Source organism: Bradyrhizobium sp. WCU1 (assembly GCF_053474805.1).
Genome location: NZ_CM130280.1, coordinates 1602656 through 1621348 on the forward strand (window position 1 = coordinate 1602656; position 18693 = coordinate 1621348).

The 18693-nt window shown below is 64.2% G+C and carries 18 protein-coding genes; 7 read left to right on the top strand and 11 right to left on the bottom strand.

Annotated elements, in window-relative coordinates:
* Nucleotides 1-67: 67 nt before the first annotated feature.
* A complete protein-coding gene (locus ACTUWL_RS07200) occupies nt 68-568 on the bottom strand; it encodes an RT0821/Lpp0805 family surface protein (RefSeq protein WP_021076766.1) in 501 nt (166 codons plus the stop codon).
* Between the two features lie 15 nt (nt 569-583).
* Here ACTUWL_RS07200 and pdxH point away from each other — a divergent pair, with 15 nt between their 5' ends.
* Both pdxH and ACTUWL_RS07210 read left to right on the top strand, forming a co-directional pair.
* Nucleotides 584-1225 (top strand): pyridoxamine 5'-phosphate oxidase, encoded by a 642-nt coding sequence (gene pdxH, locus ACTUWL_RS07205; RefSeq protein WP_021076767.1) that lies wholly within the window; start codon nt 584-586, stop codon nt 1223-1225.
* A gap of 147 nt (nt 1226-1372) precedes the next feature.
* The gene (locus ACTUWL_RS07210; RefSeq protein WP_021076768.1) at nt 1373-2125 is read left to right on the top strand and encodes an SDR family NAD(P)-dependent oxidoreductase; all 753 of its coding nucleotides are present in this window, start codon (nt 1373-1375) and stop codon (nt 2123-2125) included.
* A 138-nt stretch (nt 2126-2263) separates the two neighbouring features.
* Here ACTUWL_RS07210 and ACTUWL_RS07215 read toward each other — a convergent pair whose 3' ends face one another.
* The gene (locus ACTUWL_RS07215) at nt 2264-2485 is read right to left on the bottom strand and encodes a hypothetical protein (RefSeq protein ID WP_021076769.1); all 222 of its coding nucleotides are present in this window, start codon (nt 2483-2485) and stop codon (nt 2264-2266) included.
* 131 nt (nt 2486-2616) lie between these two features.
* Nucleotides 2617-3594, bottom strand: a complete 978-nt coding sequence (locus tag ACTUWL_RS07220) for a magnesium transporter CorA family protein (protein ID WP_021076770.1) — start codon at nt 3592-3594, stop codon at nt 2617-2619.
* 349 nt (nt 3595-3943) lie between these two features.
* Between ACTUWL_RS07220 and ACTUWL_RS07225 the strand changes: the two genes are divergently transcribed.
* The gene (locus ACTUWL_RS07225; protein WP_021076771.1) at nt 3944-4621 is read left to right on the top strand and encodes a L,D-transpeptidase; all 678 of its coding nucleotides are present in this window, start codon (nt 3944-3946) and stop codon (nt 4619-4621) included.
* A gap of 23 nt (nt 4622-4644) precedes the next feature.
* On the opposite strand, the gene ACTUWL_RS07230 is transcribed toward ACTUWL_RS07225, so the two are convergent.
* Entirely contained in the window at nt 4645-5817 is a 1173-nt protein-coding gene (locus tag ACTUWL_RS07230; RefSeq protein WP_035649952.1) for an extensin family protein, read from the bottom strand.
* A gap of 76 nt (nt 5818-5893) precedes the next feature.
* Between ACTUWL_RS07230 and ACTUWL_RS07235 the strand changes: the two genes are divergently transcribed.
* On the top strand, nt 5894-7522 hold the full coding sequence (locus ACTUWL_RS07235) for a fatty-acid--CoA ligase (RefSeq protein WP_021076773.1): 1629 nt from the start codon (nt 5894-5896) through the stop codon (nt 7520-7522).
* Nucleotides 7523-7678: 156 nt separating this feature from the next.
* Complete coding sequence (locus ACTUWL_RS07240; RefSeq protein WP_021076774.1) at nt 7679-8536, top strand: DUF1499 domain-containing protein; 858 nt, start codon at nt 7679-7681, stop codon at nt 8534-8536.
* Between the two features lie 123 nt (nt 8537-8659).
* On the opposite strand, the gene ACTUWL_RS07245 is transcribed toward ACTUWL_RS07240, so the two are convergent.
* The 4 genes from ACTUWL_RS07245 to ACTUWL_RS07260 form a co-directional block, all read right to left on the bottom strand.
* Nucleotides 8660-9577: an MBL fold metallo-hydrolase gene (locus ACTUWL_RS07245; protein WP_021076775.1), complete on the bottom strand. Its 918-nt coding sequence runs from the start codon at nt 9575-9577 to the stop codon at nt 8660-8662.
* A 128-nt stretch (nt 9578-9705) separates the two neighbouring features.
* On the bottom strand, nt 9706-10920 hold the full coding sequence (locus ACTUWL_RS07250) for an acyl-CoA dehydrogenase (RefSeq protein ID WP_021076776.1): 1215 nt from the start codon (nt 10918-10920) through the stop codon (nt 9706-9708).
* Between the two features lie 128 nt (nt 10921-11048).
* Nucleotides 11049-12125, bottom strand: a complete 1077-nt coding sequence (ribB, locus tag ACTUWL_RS07255; RefSeq protein WP_021076777.1) for a 3,4-dihydroxy-2-butanone-4-phosphate synthase — start codon at nt 12123-12125, stop codon at nt 11049-11051.
* A gap of 147 nt (nt 12126-12272) precedes the next feature.
* On the bottom strand, nt 12273-14006 hold the full coding sequence (locus tag ACTUWL_RS07260) for a cation:proton antiporter (RefSeq protein ID WP_021076778.1): 1734 nt from the start codon (nt 14004-14006) through the stop codon (nt 12273-12275).
* Nucleotides 14007-14064: 58 nt separating this feature from the next.
* On the opposite strand from ACTUWL_RS07260, the gene ACTUWL_RS07265 reads away from it, so the two are divergent.
* Entirely contained in the window at nt 14065-14607 is a 543-nt protein-coding gene (locus ACTUWL_RS07265; protein WP_021076779.1) for a DUF3124 domain-containing protein, read from the top strand.
* Nucleotides 14608-14678: 71 nt separating this feature from the next.
* Nucleotides 14679-15917: an aminotransferase-like domain-containing protein gene (locus ACTUWL_RS07270; RefSeq protein WP_021076780.1), complete on the top strand. Its 1239-nt coding sequence runs from the start codon at nt 14679-14681 to the stop codon at nt 15915-15917.
* A 119-nt stretch (nt 15918-16036) separates the two neighbouring features.
* Here ACTUWL_RS07270 and hpaD read toward each other — a convergent pair whose 3' ends face one another.
* The 3 genes from hpaD to ACTUWL_RS07285 form a co-directional block, all read right to left on the bottom strand.
* Nucleotides 16037-16891, bottom strand: a complete 855-nt coding sequence (gene hpaD, locus ACTUWL_RS07275) for a 3,4-dihydroxyphenylacetate 2,3-dioxygenase (RefSeq protein ID WP_021076781.1) — start codon at nt 16889-16891, stop codon at nt 16037-16039.
* A 21-nt stretch (nt 16892-16912) separates the two neighbouring features.
* Entirely contained in the window at nt 16913-17182 is a 270-nt protein-coding gene (locus tag ACTUWL_RS07280; protein WP_021076782.1) for a helix-turn-helix domain-containing protein, read from the bottom strand.
* Nucleotides 17183-17272: 90 nt separating this feature from the next.
* Nucleotides 17273-18553 (bottom strand): amidohydrolase family protein, encoded by a 1281-nt coding sequence (locus ACTUWL_RS07285; RefSeq protein ID WP_035649955.1) that lies wholly within the window; start codon nt 18551-18553, stop codon nt 17273-17275.
* Nucleotides 18554-18693 lie beyond the last annotated feature (140 nt).

Here is an 18693-nt window from a genome sequence, read left to right on the forward strand (position 1 = left end):
TTTGCCTCTATCTGGGGGCTCAGTGGCATTTTTGCAACTAGGGAGGTGCCGGCTTCTGCCGGAACTCTCAGGACTTTCTCCAAGGCTTCAAACTATGGATTTCCCACCGTCCCTGTCCCGCCTTGCAGGCGGCCCCCTGCAGCCAGCTCTCGGTGGCTCCATTGACATAGCTGGCGAGGAAATCCCGGCACGTCTTGCCGTCCTCGCCGGAATAGGCCTGGGCCAGCGGCGTCACCGAGCCGCGCGCACCGGTTTCGGGATTTTCCCAGGGCTGGCTGGAATCCTTGTCGCCCTTGGTCAGCACGTCGGAGGCCGCGTTGCGGGCGAAGGCGAGATCGCTGTCGGTCGGCATGACAGCACTCACCGGCGTCGGGCTGATCGAGCCCGTCACGTCCTTGTCGTCGATCTTGGCGAAGGCATCGCTGCGCGACAGGCTACAGCCGCCGGCGCCGACGCCGATCAGGATCAATGTCACCACCGCGCCCGCGGGGTGGATCGCCGATAGGCCAACGCGCTCCCATGCCCTATATAGGGCCAGCAGCGCGTTCTCGGACGCGGGCGGATGCAAATCGGGACTCCTGACATGACCGACACGACCTCCATCAAACACCCGACACCGTTAACATCGGGTGATTTCACCGCGGCGGAGGAGCCGTTCGCCCTGTTCGCAGAATGGTTTGCGGAAGCGGTCAAGTCCGAGCCCAACGATCCGAACGCGATGGCGCTCGCAACGGTCGATGCCGATGGCTTGCCCGACGTGCGCATGGTGCTGATGAAGGGCTTCGATGCCGACGGCTTCGTGTTCTACAGCCACATTGCGAGCGCCAAGGGCCGCGAATTGGCCGCAAATCCTAAGGCCGCTTTACTGTTTCACTGGAAATCGCTGCGCCGCCAGGTGCGGATCCGCGGGCCGGTGACGCCTGTGACCGACGCCGAGGCCGACGCCTATTTCGCCACGCGGCCGAAGCAGGCGCAGATCGGCGCCTGGGCCAGCAAGCAGTCGCAGCCGCTGGAGAGCCGCTTCGCCTTCGAGCAGGCGATCGCCAAGACCGGCGCGAAATACGTCATCGGCGAGGTGCCGCGGCCGCCTGGCTGGAGCGGCTGGCGGATCACGCCGCAGCGCTTCGAGTTCTGGCACGACCGGCCGTTCCGCCTGCACGACCGCATCGAATTCCGTCGCGATGGCGCGGGTCACGCGTGGTCGAAGGTCCGGCTCTATCCCTGAAACACTGCGACTGTCATGGAAGGGCGAAAGCGCGAAGCACGTCTTCGTGTAAGATGCGCCCTGCCATCGACGTCCTGATCTCTTACCGTTCGAAGACGTCGATGCCCGGCACGGCGCCGCGCATGGCGAAAACGAAAGAAACCGTCGATGACCCGCCCATCCAATGCACCGCGGCGCACGCTGCTCCTGACCGGCGCGAGCCGCGGCATCGGCCATGCCACCGCGATCCGGTTTTCATCCGCCGGCTGGCGCGTCATCACCCTCTCGCGGCATGCGTTTCCGGAGGTTTGCCCGTGGGGCGCCGGGCCGGAAGATCACATCGAGGTCGATCTCGGCAGCCATGACGACACCGTGCGCGCGATCTCGGAGATCCGGCAGCGGCTGGACAATGACGAGCTGCATGCGCTGGTCAACAACGCCGCGATCTCGCCGAAGGCGGTGGGCGGCGGCCGGCTCGGCACCATGGACACCGACATCGAGACCTGGACCCACGTTTTCCACGTCAACTTCTTCGCGCCGGTCATGATCGCGCGCGGGCTGATCGAGGAATTGAAGCACGCCAGGGGCGCGGTGGTGAACGTCACCTCGATCGCCGGCTCGCGCGTGCATCCGTTTGCCGGCGCGGCCTACGCAACGTCGAAGGCGGCGCTTGCGGCACTGACGCGCGAGATGGCATCGGACTTCGGCCGCGTCGGCGTTCGTGTCAACGCGATCGCCCCCGGTGAGATCGACACTTCGATCCTGTCGCCGGGCACCGAGAAGATCGTCGACCAGCAAATCCCGATGCATCGCCTCGGCACCCCCGACGAGGTCGCCAAGATCATCTACGTGCTGTGCACGGAAACGAGCTCCTACGTGAACGGCGCCGAGATCCACATCAATGGTGGCCAGCACGTCTGAGCTTCGGCTTGGATGTGATTTCGGGGGAGAGAGGTTCGAGGCGATCCCGGCCGCCGCCGCGGCCGTAGTTTGAGGGATTGCTTCGATGGCAGGCGTAACGACGCAGACGAGGCTTCTGCCTCCAGAAGGCCTCAGCCTCTAGTCCGCATAGAACCGACGCGACTTCTTCTCAGTCCGCTGCAGCGCGACGTCATTCAGCGCGCTGGAGCAGTCGTCTTCGTCCTCGCCATCAAGCAGCGCAGCGTCACAGTAACGGCAAAGTCTCGGCGAGATCGCCTGCACCCTGCCTGCGGCGCGGTCCTGTTGATAGCGCGCAAAGTCGATGACGTTACGCCGTGGCGTTATGATCTTCTCAACCATTGCTGTCCTCCGGCTTCGAGGCGGGCGTTATCGCAGACAAAATTCGCCCAAACGTTCAGCGCAACGCTCAAATTTTAGGAGAGGAAATAAGGCAGAAAACGCGTCCCAAAACGCGACGTATGGAACTGTGTTTACAGCCACTTCTTCCACTTGAAGATCCAGTACGGCACAACGGCTGCGATCAGCATCATCACCAGCGCCAGCGGATAGCCGTTCACCCATTCGAGTTCCGGCATCACCTTGAAATTCATGCCGTAGATCGATGCAATCAGCGTCGGCGGCATCAAGACTACCGCCATCACCGAGAACAGCTTGATGATGTTGTTCTGTTCCAGATTGACCACGCCGAGCATGGCGTCGAGCACGAAGGTGATCTTGTTGGAGAGATAGGAGGCGTGGTCGGTCAGTGAGGCCACGTCACGCTGCATGGTCTTGAGCTGCTCGCGCATGTCCTTGGACCACTTCACCCCTTCCACGACCGCCGAGAGGAAGGTGACGAGGCGGCCGATCGAGACCAGGCTTTCGCGGATCTTCGAGGTCAGGTCGCCTTTGCGGCCGATCGCGATCAGGATCTGCGAATATTGCTTGGCGTGGCCGTGGCGCGCGCTCTCGGGCTCGAAGATGTCGTGCGAAACCTGGTCGATGTCGGCCCCGCAGCGCTCCAGGAGATCGGCGCAACGGTCGATCACCGCATCCAGCAGTTCCATCAGCACCTGCTCGCCGGTGATGCCGGGGGCGCAGGCGCGAGCCAGCTTGTTCTCGACCAGCGCGAACGGCTTCGGCAGATCGTAGCGCACCGTGACCAGCCGGTGGCTGGTCAGGATGAAGGTGACCGCGGTGGTGCGCGGCATGTCGGTGTCAGACTGGCACATCAGCGTCGCGGTCATGTAGCGGGCGCTGTTCTCGATATAGAGCCGGCTGGAGATCTCGATCTCCTGCATGTCTTCCCGGGTCGGAACCGCGATCCCCGCCAGCCTCTCGACGGCCCGGTCCTCCTCGACGGTCGGGTTCACCAGATCGATCCACACCGCGCCCTCCGGCAGCGCGCCGAGGTCGGTGGCGGCGGCCTTCTTGAGGGAAAGGTCGGAGGGAACGAACACCGACAGCATCACGAACTCCGAGATAAAGGGCTGGAAACAGGAGGCAGGGCCCGCCGGCTTAGCGCGATTCTGGCTGGCGCTTCATGACCGGGGCATTAACCGGGCGTCCATATTTGGGGCAGCCGGTTGGGAATACGTTAGCCTCCCCTCGACGACCGTTGCCTGTTTGCACAAAAAACCAACCCGCGCCAGAACAGTTGCGGCAAAAAAGCCACAGATCACGTCCCGCGATGCAGGAAAGCCATCTAAAGTCTGGGAAGAATGGCGGGTTTCAGGCAATAATGCCGCTCATGGAATCGTGGCGTTTGGGGCGTATTTTTGGCGCTTTCGGGCGCGGGTTTTCGATTGGAATGTAATCATGTCGTCGTTCAAAATTACCCTCGGAATCCTGGCCGCGGGCCTGATGTTGTCGGGCTGCATGCAGGCCACGACCTATGAGGCAACCAATACTGCAGCCTTCAAGCCGCGTGACAAGGAACTGCTGGCCAAGACCACCTACGTCAAGACGCCGGTGGCCGAACCGTTCCGCCGCGCCATCGTCGAATATCACCGCAAGGAAGCCGCCGGCTCGATCGTGGTCGATTCCGACAATCATTACCTCTACTACGTGCTGAACGACGGCAAGGCGATCCGCTACGGTATCACCGTCGGCGAAGAAGCCATGGCCTGGTCCGGCATTGCCAAGGTCGGCAGCATGACCGAATGGCCGGCTTGGCACCCCACCCCCGGCGAAATCTCGCGCCTCGGCGTTCCGACTTTCGTGGCACCGGGCCCGGACAATCCGATGGGCTCGCGCGCGATGTACCTCTACTCGGGCGGCAAGGACACGCTGTTCCGCATCCACGGCACCAACCAGCCGGAATATATCGGATCGTCGATTTCCTCGGGCTGCATCCGCATGACCAACGAGGACGTCATCGACCTCTACAACCGCGTCAAGCTCGGCACCATCGTCGTGGTGCTGGAGCCCAAGCACGGCGACTCGCCCTACAAGCCGCAGATGGCGCTGCAGGGCGGCGGCAACGTCCCCTACTGACGCCGATCACGTCGCAACCGCGATCAAAAGCGCCGGCTTTGCCGGCGCTTTTTTGTTGGCTGCGGCTTGGTCTCCGCCGCACTCTCGGGCGCGGCTGCATCATCTGATTTCGCGGCGTCCGGCTCATCGGCCTTGCCGTGATCCGCCTTGGGAGCGTCCGGCCTGGATGCATCCGATTTCTGGGCGACCTCGCGCGGCGGCGCCTCTTCCGGTCGCTCGGCCGGCAACAGCGGCGCGACCTGCGGCAGCGGGTCGTACACGTTCCATTGGCAGATCCGGTAATTGCTGCGGCGCTCCGCGAGGTCGAGATGGATGTGGTCCTCATGGTACCAGTCCGAGCCCGGACCGAGCACGGTGGAGAAGCGAGCGCACACCGAATGCAGCACGGTCTCGCGCAGATCACGCGGCACGCTGCGGTCGGTCAGCGAGATCGATTTGCCGTTGGCAAGACCGAACGCGCGCACGTCGAGCGCATTGGCGCGGCCATGCTCGGAGAGCTGCGCGCCGACGATGCGGTTGCGGCCGCGGCATTCGAACGAGTCGAAATTGTCGAGATTGCTGATCCCGCCCCCGAGGCGCTGCGCCAGCGGCGCGATATCGGTGCGGACCCAGTCGGCGACCGCAGCTGCCATCTTGCAGCGGAGGATCGCCGCGGGCTTGACCGCGACCTTGCGCTTGTCCGGCAGCACGATGGCCTCGAGCCGCACCAGATCCTCGCCGCCGCAGCCGCCGGCGCCGTGGATATCGGGAATGCTCGGCGCGAGCGCGACGTCCTCCGAGAGCGCCTGCCGGCAGGCCGAAAGCTGTGGCCTGGGCGGCTCGGTCGATTTTGTCACTTCAGCCGGCTTGGCGGTCTCGGCGGGCGCGCCAGGTCGTTGCGTCTCGGCTGCGGGCGGCTCAGGCGCTGCGGCCGGCGGCACTTCCGATGCCGCCGGCGTCTCGTTTGCCGCCGGTGCCTCGGCAGGCCTGGGCTTCGGCAGCGGCACCGCTGAACGGCGCACCGCCTTGTGTGACCGCTGCGGCCGGGTGCCGAACAAATCGTCCCACGGAAGGCTCGGCCCACCGCGGGCGGCTGCTGCGGGGCCTGCCTGCATGCCAAGGCAAAGCAGCCCGGCGGCGGTAACCATTGCCGCACCCCCGCGACGAAACGCGCCAACAGGCCATTTTCGGCTTGCTTTCTCCGCGCTACAGTTCATGTCAATTCCATGATTTTACTGCCGGCCGTCCAAGATGCCGGCAGATCATGCGTGAGGATCGAGGAGGGATTTGCGTATGCTTGGTTTGATGCAAGATTGGCCCTTGCTGTGCCACAAGATTATCGAGCACGCCGCGAAATATCACGGCACGCAGGAAGTCGTGACCCGGTCGGTCGAAGGCCCCATTCATCGCACCAACTACGCCCAGATCCATGCTCGCGCACTGAAGGTTTCGCAGAGCCTCGAACGCGACGGCATCAAGCTCGGCGACCGCGCCGCCACCATCGCCTGGAACACCTGGCGCCACCTCGAGGTCTGGTACGGCATCATGGGGATCGGCGCGATCTGCCATACCGTCAATCCACGGCTGTTTCCGGAGCAGATCGCCTGGATCGTGAACCACGCCCAGGACCGCATCGTCATCACCGACCTCACCTTCGTTCCGGTGCTGGAGAAGATCGCGAGCCAGCTGCCGAGCGTCGAGCGCTACGTGGTGCTGACCGACAAGGCGCACATGCCGCAGACCACGCTGAAGAACGCGGTCGCCTATGAGGACTGGATCGCGGCGTCCGACGGCAAGTTCGAGTGGAAGACCTTCGACGAGAACACCGCCGCGGCGATGTGCTACACCTCCGGCACGACGGGCGATCCCAAGGGTGTACTTTATTCGCACCGGTCCAACGTGTTGCACGCGCTGATGGCCAACTCGAAGGACGCGCTCGGCACCTCCGCCTCGGACACAATGCTTCCGGTGGTGCCCTTGTTCCATGCCAACAGCTGGGGCATCGCGTTTTCCGCCCCGTCGATGGGCACCAAGCTGGTGATGCCGGGCCCGAAGCTCGATGGCGCCTCGGTGTACGAGCTGCTGTCGACCGAGAAGGTCACCCATACCGCGGGCGTCCCGACGGTGTGGCTGATGCTGCTGCAATACATGGCCGCCAACAATGTCAAGCTGCCGGATCTGCAGATGGTGATCTGCGGCGGCTCGGCGATGCCGCGCTCGATGATCAAGGCGTTCCTCGACATGGGCAGCCAGGTGCGCCACGCCTGGGGCATGACCGAGATGAGCCCGCTCGGCACGCTGGCGACACTGAAGCCGCCATTCACCGAACGCACCGGCGAGGAGCGGCTCGACATCCTGCAGACCCAGGGCTATCCGCCGTTCGGCGTCGAGATGAAGATTACCGACGATGCCGGCAAGGAGCTGCCGTGGGACGGCAAGACCTTCGGCCGCCTCAAGGTCTCGGGTCCGGCGATCGCGAAGGCCTATTTCCGGGTCGATGCCAACATCCTCGACGATGCCGGCTTCTTCGACACCGGCGACGTCTCGACGATGGACGAGCACGGCTACATGCGGATCACCGACCGCTCCAAGGACGTGATCAAGTCCGGCGGCGAGTGGATCTCCTCGATCGATCTGGAGAATCTCGCGGTCGGTCACCCCGCGGTCGCGGAAGCCGCCGTGATCGGCGTCCATCATCCCAAGTGGGACGAACGGCCGCTGCTGATCGTGCAGCTCAAACAGGGCGAGAGCGCGACGCGCGAGGACATCCTGAAGTTCATGGACGGCAAGATCGCCAAATGGTGGATGCCCGATGACGTCGCCTTCGTCGACGGCATTCCGCACACCGCGACCGGCAAGATCCTGAAGACGGCGCTGCGCGACCAGTTCAAGGACTACACCTTCCCGACCGCCGCGGCGTAGGCGGATTCTCCCTCTCCACCCTTCTCCCCTTGTACAAGGGGAGAAGGGAAGAAGGCACCCAAATCCCTTGAATTCGCCGCAGGTCCGTGGTCTCACACGGACATTGGCGGCGGCTGAGGTCGCCCAAGGACATCTCAACCGGCAGATTTTTCGACGATGGCGCGCAGGTTTTCCGCTCCCTACCAGCAGGAGCCCGTGTCCGGTCTCGCCACCTGGTCGCGCAATCTCGCGATCTTTTCCATCGTTGCCGTGGTGGTCTCGATCCTGATCGTCCGGTTCGGGTTCCTGGAGGTCAAACCGGCGCTCGCGACTTTCTTCGGCGCGCTGGGCCTCGCCGGCCTGTCGATCCTGCTCGGCCTCGCCGCCTTCGCGGCGATCTGGCAGAACGGCACCCGCGGCATGGGCCGCATCCTGCTCGCGTTCCTGATCGACGCCGCGATCCTCGCCTACCCAGCCTACCTCACCTATCAGTACAACAGGCTGCCGCGGCTCTACGACGTCACGACCGACCCAATCGACCCGCCGCGCTTCGAGGCGCTGGCGCGATTGCGCACCGGCGAAGGCACCAATCCCGCCGCCTACGCCGGCCTCGCTTCGGCCGAGCGGCAGCGTATCGCCTATCCGGATATCGAGACCGTCGAGCTCGAGGTCCCGGCTGACCGCGCTTATGAGATGACGCTGCGGCTGGTGAACCGCCGCAAATGGCTTGTCATCGACGCACGCGCGCCGCAGCCGCCGCGCAATGTCGGCCGCATCGAGGCGGTGGCGCGCACGCCGATCATGGGCTTTCGCGAGGACGTCTCGATCAGGGTCACGCCCGACGATGAGGATTCGCGCATCGATATCCGCTCGGCCTCGCGCTATTTCGACACCGATCTCGGCAGCAACACCGCGCGGGTGAGGAAGCTGATCGAGGACCTCAATTCCGCCGCCGAAAACGACAATTCCAAGCCGGCGAAGAAGGCGGCGCCTGCCGCACCGAAGGCGCCGCCGGCGAAGACGGTGAAGAAGTAATCTCTCCCCGTCATTCCGGGGCTCGCGAAGCGAGAACCTGGAATCCATTTTGCTGCAGAACCTGCGGCCCGATGGATTCCGGGTTCGTGCTTCGCACGCCCCGGAATGACGAATGAGGGAGGCTTACACCATCCGATACGTGCCGCCGATCACCGGATCGCCATCGGTTGCCACGACCCCGCGCGCGACCAGGTCTTCCAGATGCGCCAGCACGGAATAGCCGGCGGCATTGGCGAGGCGCGGATCGAGCCCGATATAGATCGCCCGCACCATGGTCGGGATGTCGGCCTCGCCCTTGCCGAGACGGTGCAGGATCGAAGCCTCGCGCGCCCGGCGGTGCCGCGCCAGGAAGCGGACGTAGCGCGGGCCCTCCGGAATCTCCGGGCCATGGCCCGAGAAATAGAGCTGCTCGGGGCGCTGCTCCAGCCGTTCCAGCGAGGCCATGTAGTCGATCATCGAACCGTCGGGCGGCGCCACGATCGAGGTCGACCAGCCCATCACATGGTCGCCGACGAAATTGATGCTGCGTTCGGTCCAGGCAAAGGCCAAGTGATTGGCGGTGTGGCCGGGGGTGGCGACCGCCTCCAGTGCAAAGCCCGCGCCTTCGATGACGTCGCCGTGCTTGACCTCGACGTCGGGCCGGAAATCGCGGTCGGCGCCGGATTCCGGATTGTGCTTCTCGCTCTCGAAACGCGGGCGCGAGGCGCGGTGCGGGCCTTCGGCGTAGACCGGCGCGCCGGTCGCGGCCTTGATCCGCGGCGTGTTCGGCGAATGGTCGCGATGGGTGTGGGTGACCAGGATATGCGTCACGGTCTCACCCTTGACCGCGTCGAGCAACGCCTTGGCATGCGCCTCGTCGTCGGGACCGGGATCGATGATCGCGACCTTGCCCTCGCCGACGATATAACTGACCGTGCCGGTGAAGGTGAACGGACTCGGGTTGTTGCAGAGCACGCGGCGCACGCCGGGCCGGACCTGTTCGACCACGCCGGACTTCAGCGGGAAATCGCGGTTGAACGGGATGTCGTCATTGTCGGCCATGGGACCGCCCCTATTGGCTCTCGTAGGATGGGTAGAGCGAAGCGAAACCCATCACGCGACCGCGCGCTGGGCGGCAAGATGGGTTTCGCTGCGCTCTACCCATCCTACGCTGTCGGTGCGGCGCGTCCTTACGAGAACGCCTGGATGCCGGTGATGGCGCGGCCGAGGATCAGCGCGTGGACGTCGTGCGTGCCCTCATAGGTGTTCACCGTCTCGAGGTTCGCGGCGTGACGCATCACGTGATACTCGATCTGGATGCCGTTGCCGCCGTGCATGTCGCGCGCCATGCGGGCGATATCGAGCGACTTGCCGCAATTGTTGCGCTTGACGATCGAAATCATCTCGGGCGCCATCTTGCCCTCGTCCATCAGGCGGCCGACGCGCAGTGAAGCCTGCAGGCCGAGCGCGATCTCGGTCTCCATGTCGGCGAGCTTCTTCTGCACCAGCTGGGTGGCGGCGAGCGGCCGGTTGAACTGCTTGCGGTCGAGCGTGTACTGCCGCGCGCGATGCATGCAGTCCTCGGCGGCGCCGAGCGCGCCCCAGGAGATGCCGTAGCGGGCGCGGTTGAGGCAGCCGAACGGGCCCTTGAGGCCGGAGACGTTCGGCAGCAGCGCGCTTTCCGGCACCACCACGTTGTCGAGCACGATCTCGCCGGTGATCGAGGCGCGCAAACTGAGCTTGCCGCCGACCTTCGGTGCCGACAGGCCCTTCATGCCCTTCTCGAGGATGAAGCCGCGGATCTGGTTGTCGTGTGCGGTCGACTTGGCCCACACCACGAACACGTCGGCGATCGGCGCATTCGATATCCACATCTTGGCGCCGTTCAGCTTGTAGCCGTCGGCGACCTTCTCGGCGCGGGTCTTCATGCCGCCGGGATCGGAACCGGCGTCCGGCTCTGTCAGGCCGAAGCAGCCGACCCATTCTCCGGTCGCGAGCTTGGGGAGATATTTCTTGCGCTGGTTCTCGTCGCCATAGGCGTAGATCGGATACATCACCAGCGACGACTGCACCGAGTTCATCGAGCGATAGCCGCTATCGACGCGCTCGATCTCGCGCGCGACAAGGCCATAGGCCACGTAGCTCGCATTGGCGCAGCCATATTCCTCGGGCAGCGTCACGCCGATCAGGCCGAGCTCACCCATCTCGTTGAAGATCTCGCGATCGGTCTTCTCTTCCAGATAGGCCTTGGTGACCCGCGGCAGCAGCTTGTCCTGCGCATAGGCCCGCGCCGTGTCGCGGATCAGGCGCTCGTCTTCGGTGAGCTGGTCGTCGAGCAGGAACGGATCATCCCACTGGAAGCTGGCGGCAGCCGGCTTGTCCTTGGCCTGGGGGCGCACGCTCATGAAACATCCTTTCGCATCGTCACTCGGAAATTGGCGGATAAATTAAAGCGCTATGCCGCGAAGCGCAATTGAATTGGGCGAATGCCGTGGCCGGGGGCAATGCGCGCATCACCCCGGAATGACCCGCATCAGACGTCGAACTTCTCGTTCGACACGATCTCGATGCCGAAACCGGACAGGCCCTTGTAGTCGTGCACCGACGAGGTCAAATGCCGGATCGAGGTGATGCCGAGATCGCGCAGGATCTGTGCACCGACGCCGACCTCGCGCCATTGCTTGTTGCGATCGGCCTCCGCGGTCTTCTGGTCGCCAACCGGCTGGACCGGAACACCGGCGGCACCATCGCGCAGATAGACCAGCACGCCGCGGCCGGCATCCTTGAAGTGCCGCAACACGGCTTCCATCCGCGCCGGCCCGGTGAACAGGTCCTTCACGATGTTGGGCTTGTGCAGCCGGGTCAGCACGTCCCGGCCATCGCCGATGCCATTATAGACGAAGGCGGCATGCATGATCTCGTCGAACGGCGAGCGATAGGCATAGCCCTGCAACGGACCGATCGGGCTTTCGGTGGTGAAGGTCGCGACCCGCTCGATCAGCTTCTCGCGCGCCTGGCGATAGGCGATCATATCAGCAATCGTGACATGCTTGAGCTTGTGCGCGGCGGCGAATTTCGCGACCTGTTCGCCCTTCATCACGGTTCCATCGTCGTTCATCAGCTCGCTGATGACGCCGACCGGCGGCAGGCCGGAGAGCCGGCACAGATCGACCGCTGCCTCGGTGTGGCCGGAGCGCAGCAGCACACCACCGTCGCGCGCGATCAGCGGGAAGATGTGGCCCGGCCGCGCAAAATCATTGGCGCCGGCGTTGGGGTTGGCGAGTGCGCGGCAGCACGAGGCGCGTTCCTCGGCCGAGATGCCGGTGCCCCCATCGGGCTTGTAGTCGATCGAGACGGTGAAGGCCGTGGTGTGGTTGGACTCGTTGTGCGCCACCATCGGGTCGAGCCGCAGCCGGCGGGCGTCCTCGGTGGTGATCGGCGCGCAGACGATGCCGGAGGTATGGCGGATGATGAAGGCCATCTTTTCCGCTGTGCAGAACGACGCCGCGACGATCAAATCGCCCTCGCCTTCCCGATCGTCATCGTCGGTGACGACGACGAGTTCACCCTTCGCAAAGGCTTGCAGCACTTCCTGGATCGTATCGGCCATTGTCCTGACATCTCGCTTTATGCAGGCAGTGGATTAGCCGGGTTCCGATGTCGGCGCCAGTATCATTATGCAACCCGCCATGCGTCCGGCAGGCATACCAGGGCGGTATCGGCACCCGTTGGCTCCATCCGGACTACGCAGCGGCCTCTAAGGCAGCACCTCGCGCCGGTCGGCGAGCTGGGCGTCCATTTCGGCGCGCTTGTCGTCGAGAAGGCCGGCGTCGGCGGCCTCGATCACCGAATAGAGCTCGCCGGCGTCGCTGAGCCGCGTCACCGTGACATAGTCGGCACCGGCCTCGTAGAGATCCGCGACGCCGGACAGCAGGTCCGCGGTGGCGACGATCCGCGCGTCCGGATTGAGGGCGCGGACGTGGCGCACCAGCTTCTCATTGTCGGCGCCGACCAGGAGGAAATCCGGCACGCTCAGGATGATGATCTCGGCCTTGCCGATGCCGGCATGCACCAGCGTATCGACATTGCTGATGTCACCATAGATCACGTGCATGCCGCGGTCGGACAGCGTGCGGAACACCAGCGGGTTGAAGTCGATGACGCTGATCTGCTCGAGCAGCGACTGGTTCTGCCGCTCGATCTGGCTGATCAGCGCGCTCGCGGCGCGGAAAAAGCCGAGGATGACAATGCGCCGGATCTCGCCATGTCCCCCCTCCTGGCTGCCCTCACCGCGGCCTTCGCCCACGTGGTCGAGATCGCGCAGCCCGATCCGCTTCAGCGGCCCGATCAGGCCGCGTACGATCTGGTCGCTGCGGCCCATCGCGAAGGTCGAGAGCACCGCCAGCACCACGAAGGCGAACGAGGCCGCGCTCGCGGTCTCGGTCCCGATATGGTTGGCGGCGACGCCGGTCTGGATCACCACCAGCGAGAACTCGGAGATCTGCGCCAGGTTGATCGCCGGCAGCAGGCTGGCGCGCAGGCCCTGCTTCATCAGGTAAAGCGGTGTGAACGTCGTGACCAGGCGGCTCACCACCGTGAAGGCTGCGATGACGAGCGCCAGTCCGATCACCTGCAGGCCCGGGATCGGGATCGTCATGCCGAGCGCCACGAAGAACAGCGTGATGAAGAAATCCCTGAGCGTCGTGACCTTGGCGGTGACGTCGAGCGCGTAGGGAAATGTCGAGATCGAGACGCCGGCGACCAGCGAGCCCATCTCGCGCGACAGATGCAGCCGCTCGGCGATCTCGCCGATCAGGAAGCACCAGGCGAGCGCGCCGAGCAGCACGAGTTCGGGCCTGCGCGCGATCTGGTGGAACAACCGCGGCAGCACATAACGGCTCAACACCAATGCGGTCGCGACCAGTACCGCGACGCGGGCGATCGACAGCAGCACGACGCCGATCTGCAGATTGTCGAGGCTCGGCTGCACCGCCAGGAACAGGATCGCGAAGATGTCCTGCAGCACCAGCACGCCGAGCGTGATCCGGCCTGGCAGCGTGTCGAGCTCGCGCTTCTCGTAGAGCACCTTGACGATGATCACGGTCGAGGACAGCGCACAGGCGACGCAGAGATAGACCGCGTCGAACCTGCCGCCGCCGATCGCGAGCCCGATTCCGGCAAAGAACGCGATGCCGATCAGGCAGCCGCCGAGGAGTTCGCCGGCGCCGGCGAACAGGATGACCTTGCCGGCGCGGATGATCTTCTTGAGGTCGATTTCCAGCCCGATCATGAACAGCATGAAGATCAGACCGAGCTCGGAGATGACGCTGATCGACTCCTGGGACTTGACCCAGCCCATCCCGAATGGACCAATGAAAAAGCCGGCGATAAGATAGGCCAGTATCAGCGGTTGCCGGGAGAAATGGGCGAGCAGCCCGATCCCCCAGGCAAACAGGATACAGAGCGTGATATCGCGAATGAGTTCATGCATGCGTCAAAGACTTCCGTTGCCGCAACCTAGAGGGCCGGGCGTGAGGATCAACCGAGCAATGTGTCACATCCGCGCAGGCGGCATTTTTCTGGCAGTTTTGCTCTGCCTGCTCACCGTGCGCGTGACCGAGGCGCTAGCACAATCCTCCGCAAGTATTGAACAAAATTTCGCGAACTCGCTGACCGCGGTACCATCGGAGGGCCTCACCGCAACAGGTGCATTCTATGTGCCGGTGTATTCCAGCGTGTCGATGAGCCAGGGCAAGCTTCGGGCCGATTTCTCGGTGACGCTCAGCGTGCACAACGCCTCCGAAACCAGGCCCCTGGTGCTGAAGCGGATCGCCTATTTCGACACATCAGGCAAGATGGTGGAGAGCTACCTCAAATCGCCGATCGCGCTAAAACCGTTTGCTACGATCGAGGTCGCGATCGCCACCACCGATACCCGCGGCGGCACCGGCGCGAATTTCATGGTCGATTGGGCGGCCGCCGGCGAAATCGCGGAACCCGCGGTCGAGGCCCTGATGGTCGGCAGCGTCGGCGCCGGGCATTACGCCTTCATCAGCCAGGGCCGCCCGATCCGGCTGGTCGGCAAGAACTGAATTGAACTGACTTCACGGAAGGCCGCTTCCCGCGGACCTTCTCAACGACAACAACACGGAGCGAAACGTCCATGTCCACCTCAGCCCAGTTCGACTTTGCACCGCTGCTCCCGGCCGGCCTGCCTGCGCCGGCCGCGCGCTGGACCGGGCTCGCCAAATACAGCTTCGTCGGCGGCAACAACGATCCCGAGCAGGTGCCGGTCGACGGCTTGCTCGAAGCAATGAATGCCGTGCTGAAGCGTGAGGGAAGGAGTCTTGCGACCTACAACCTCGCGCATGGACCGCAGGGCTATCTGCCGTTGCGCCAGTTCCTGACCGAGAAGCTGAAGCGCGATGCCGGGATCGCCTGCACGGCGGACGAGATCATGATCGTCTCCGGCTCGCTGCAGGCGCTCGATCTGGTCAATCAGACGCTGCTTGCCAAGGGCGACACCGTGCTGATCGAGCAGGAGACCTATCAGGGCTCGCTGAACCGGCTGACCCGGCTCGGCGTCAATGCGGTCGGCATTCCCCTCGACGGCGAGGGCATCCGGATCGATGCGCTGGCCACAGCGCTCGCCGATCACAAGCGACGCGGCATCACGCCGAAATACATCTACACCATCCCGACCGTGCAGAACCCCACCGGCTCGATCCTCCCCGAGAGCCGCCGCGCCGAGATGCTGAAGCTGTCCAGGGAATACGGCGTGCCGATCTTCGAGGATGATTGCTATGCCGACTTGATCTGGAACGGCGAACGGCCGCCCGCGATCTACGCCATGAGCCAGCATGGCGGCGTGATCCATATCGGCTCTTTCTCGAAATCGATCGCACCGGCGCTGCGGGTCGGTTTCATGGTTGCGCCCTGGGAGATCATGTCGCGGATGCTGCCGCTGAAGACCGATGCCGGCTCGGGTGCGCTGGAGCAGATGGTGCTCGCCGAATACTGCGCGCCGCATTTCGCGACCCACGTGCCCAAACTGACACGAGGACTGCGCGCAAAACTCGACACGCTGATGGAGGCGCTCAACGAGCAGTTCGGCACCGCGGCCGAGTTCGAGGCGCCCAAGGGCGGCATCTTCCTCTGGGTCAAGCTGCCCGACAATGTCGATACGTTGAAGCTCTACCAGGCAGCGCTCGCCGCCGGGGTCTCGATCAATCCAGGCCCGGAATGGTCGACCAGCAAGGCCCATTCCGGCAGCCGGCTCCGGCTCTGCTTCGCGAGCCCCTCGCACGACCAGATCCGCGAAGGCGTCGCCGTGCTGGCGGAAGTGTGCCGCAAGGAATTCGGCGTGCCCGCGCGCAGCGGCAATGTGGAGAAGCGCGGCTAGAGCGTTTTCGAGCGAAGTGGATACCGGTTCGCGTGAAGAAAACGCGTCTAGATAAGAATCTAGAGTCCCGTTCCGATTCAATCGGAACGGAGCTCTAGGCAGACACCGCCGAGCCAAGTTCACGGGGCCAAGTGAAACTCCACGTTCACCTGGCCGCTTCCGCTCGACGGGAAGTAGTCGCAGAGTTGCTCGGCGGGGCCACGGAAATCGTACCAGCCGAGCGCCGCGAACAGCATGATGGTGTCGGCCATCCCGCCTTCGCCGTGGCACCGCGTGGCGTAATCGGGAAGCATATCGAGAAACTCCCGATAGCGACGCTGCTGCCAAAGCTCCAGCACGCGCAAATCGACCTGGCGGTTGAACTCGCTGGCGATCGACGTCCAGGCATCGGCGCCGAGCTTCTTGTTCGGCAACAACCGATGCGACAGCGATCCGCTGGCAAGCAGCGCAACCCGCTCGCCGGATCGGGCGATCGCACGGCGGGTCGCTTCGCCCAGCAGCCGGCTCTCCTCGATCGATGTGAACAGCGGCGACGCGACCGAGACCACCTTCGCCCAACCCTCCGGGTTGAGGTAGTGCATCGGGACGATGGTGCCGTATTCCAGACCAAGGCTCTCGATCTGATGCGCCATCACATTGAGGCCGTCGCTTGCCGCCTCGCGTGCGATCGCTTCGGCAAGCGACGTGTTCTCCGGCAAATCGTAGCCCAGATCCTTGATCATCTGCGGCGCTTCGTGGCTCGTGAACGAGCCGCGATGCCAGGCATTGGCGTTGATGTGGTAGCCGAAATTCGATAGCCAATGGGTATCAAATACCACAAAGGACGATACCCTGCGATCCCTGGCTCGGCGGCCGAGTTCGCACAATGCTGCCACCGCGCCCGCTCTCACATCGTGCAGCGGGTGATCGGCAGGCTCCGATAGCATCAGAGACGGTACATGGCTGACTTTGGCGGCAAGTACGAGTTCGCCCATCGAAGCAATATCCTCTTCCGGTCAGGCTGCCTTGGTGGCGACGTCGCGGAACGCGTTCAAGATGCGCAGCAGCAGCACGATCGAGACGTTGCCCTTGCCCGCTTCTATGAGCGCAATATAGCGCTGCGACACGCCAGACCGGCGGGCCAGTTCGCGACGCGTCATACCGGCATTCGCCCGCGCGCCGCGGACAGCCGCGCCCAGCTGCAGCAGGAAATCACTTTCGGAGAACGGTGCGCCCGGCGCGGAAGAACGTACCGATCGGTCGATGGAGGAATGATTCCCGGTCACGACGTGCCCCTTTATGATTGCTCATCATCGACCAGCGGGATTTGCTGTCGTTGATGCGGATCAATGACAGGGGTCGCCGGGGCAGGCGGCCTACCGCACCGAAAATGGCGCCTGGTAGGGCCGGCCGAACGGCACGCCGTTGACCACGGTCTGCACCGGCTTCAGCTGCAGGTTGCCGTCGCGCTTGTTGTTGCGGGTGTCGACGAAGGTGACCGGGCCCTCGACGAGGTCCATGATCGCGACATCGGCGGGCGCGCCACGCTGCAGCGTGCCGATCTTCGGGGTGCGGTTGATGATCCGCGCCGGCACCGAGGTCGCCATCGCGACGACCTGATCCAGCGACGAGCCCATCGCCAGGAACTTGCTCATCACGTTCGGCAGGAACGGGACGCCCGGCGAGTTGCCTGAAAAGACGTGGATGTCGGACGAGATCGTATCGGGCGTGCAGCCGGCAGGGATCGCGACCTCCGCCACCGTAAAATCGAAGCTGCCGCCGCCATGGCCGACATCGAACAGCACGCCGCGCTGCTTGGCCGCGAGCGCCGCCGGCAACAGCTTGCCGTCCTGCACGATGTTGGTGAAAGCCCCCGACATGTTCGGCGCGCCCGAATAGGCATGGGTGAGGATATCGCCCGGCCGCAGCAGATCGAGGATGGCGGACATCAACTCTCTGGTCTCGACGCCGCCGATATGCACCATCATCCGCGCCGGCCAGCCGCACATCTCGCAGGCCTGGATGCCGCGCTTCAGCGGCTCGATGCCGTGCTTGAAGATGACGTTTTCCGACATTCGCACCTTGACCCCGATCAGGAAGTCCGGGTTCTCGGCGAGTGCCATTGCGCAGGCTTCGACCTGGGCGTTGTCGATGTTGTAGAGCTCGGCCACCGGAAAGGCCGACAGGCCGTTGTTGGCGATATGGACGAAGGCGTAGATCCGCGTCCGCGACTGCGCCACGATGAAGCGCCGCAGCGCCGCAAGATTGTTGACGCCGGCATCGCCGGCCGAGACCACGGTCGTGGTGCCCTGGAATTGCACCAGCTCGTCGGCGGGAATGCCGATCGCCGATCCGTAAGGGTAGACGTGGCAGTGCAGATCGACCAGCCCCGGCATCACGAGCTTGCCCGACGCGTCGATGGTCTTGCTGGCGCGGGCGACCGGGATCTCGTCGTCGATCGCCTCGATCAGGCCCCAGCGGATGCCGATATCGCGCTTGCCGCGCAGCGACTGGCTTGGATCGATCACGTCGCCGCTCTTGATGACGAGGTCGAACTTGTCGTCCGGCCCCATCGCCGCAGCGGCCGGTCCTGCAATGGCGGCGGCAGCGGCCGATCCCGTAGCTTTCAAAAAAACGCGGCGCGAAATTCCACTCACGGCAACGTCCCCCGAACATTGATTTTTATGGTGTGATGATGCGTCGGACGCAGAAGTTAGGCAAGGCCACCTGAACAGCCGTTAAGAAAACTCCGCCAGTTCCTGAGGAACGTTTCGATGCCTGCACGGTTTCCTCCTCG

Bases quoted from the DNA above. Each gene is read 5' to 3' on its own strand.
- ACTUWL_RS07220 (WP_021076770.1), bottom strand. From the start codon at position 3,594: ATGCTGTCGGTGTTCGTTCCCTCCGACCTTTCCCTCAAGAAGGCCGCC.
- ACTUWL_RS07250 (WP_021076776.1), bottom strand. From the start codon at position 10,920: ATGAGCGTGCGCCCCCAGGCCAAGGACAAGCCGGCTGCCGCCAGCTTC.
- ribB (WP_021076777.1), bottom strand. From the start codon at position 12,125: ATGGCCGATACGATCCAGGAAGTGCTGCAAGCCTTTGCGAAGGGTGAA.
- ACTUWL_RS07270 (WP_021076780.1), top strand. From the start codon at position 14,679: ATGTCCACCTCAGCCCAGTTCGACTTTGCACCGCTGCTCCCGGCCGGC.
- ACTUWL_RS07265 (WP_021076779.1), top strand. From the start codon at position 14,065: ATGTGTCACATCCGCGCAGGCGGCATTTTTCTGGCAGTTTTGCTCTGC.
- ACTUWL_RS07260 (WP_021076778.1), bottom strand. From the start codon at position 14,006: ATGCATGAACTCATTCGCGATATCACGCTCTGTATCCTGTTTGCCTGG.
- ACTUWL_RS07235 (WP_021076773.1), top strand. From the start codon at position 5,894: ATGCTTGGTTTGATGCAAGATTGGCCCTTGCTGTGCCACAAGATTATC.
- pdxH (WP_021076767.1), top strand. From the start codon at position 584: ATGACCGACACGACCTCCATCAAACACCCGACACCGTTAACATCGGGT.
- ACTUWL_RS07230 (WP_035649952.1), bottom strand. From the start codon at position 5,817: ATGAACTGTAGCGCGGAGAAAGCAAGCCGAAAATGGCCTGTTGGCGCG.
- ACTUWL_RS07215 (WP_021076769.1), bottom strand. From the start codon at position 2,485: ATGGTTGAGAAGATCATAACGCCACGGCGTAACGTCATCGACTTTGCG.
- ACTUWL_RS07210 (WP_021076768.1), top strand. From the start codon at position 1,373: ATGACCCGCCCATCCAATGCACCGCGGCGCACGCTGCTCCTGACCGGC.
- hpaD (WP_021076781.1), bottom strand. From the start codon at position 16,891: ATGGGCGAACTCGTACTTGCCGCCAAAGTCAGCCATGTACCGTCTCTG.
- ACTUWL_RS07240 (WP_021076774.1), top strand. From the start codon at position 7,679: ATGGCGCGCAGGTTTTCCGCTCCCTACCAGCAGGAGCCCGTGTCCGGT.
- ACTUWL_RS07245 (WP_021076775.1), bottom strand. From the start codon at position 9,577: ATGGCCGACAATGACGACATCCCGTTCAACCGCGATTTCCCGCTGAAG.
- ACTUWL_RS07225 (WP_021076771.1), top strand. From the start codon at position 3,944: ATGTCGTCGTTCAAAATTACCCTCGGAATCCTGGCCGCGGGCCTGATG.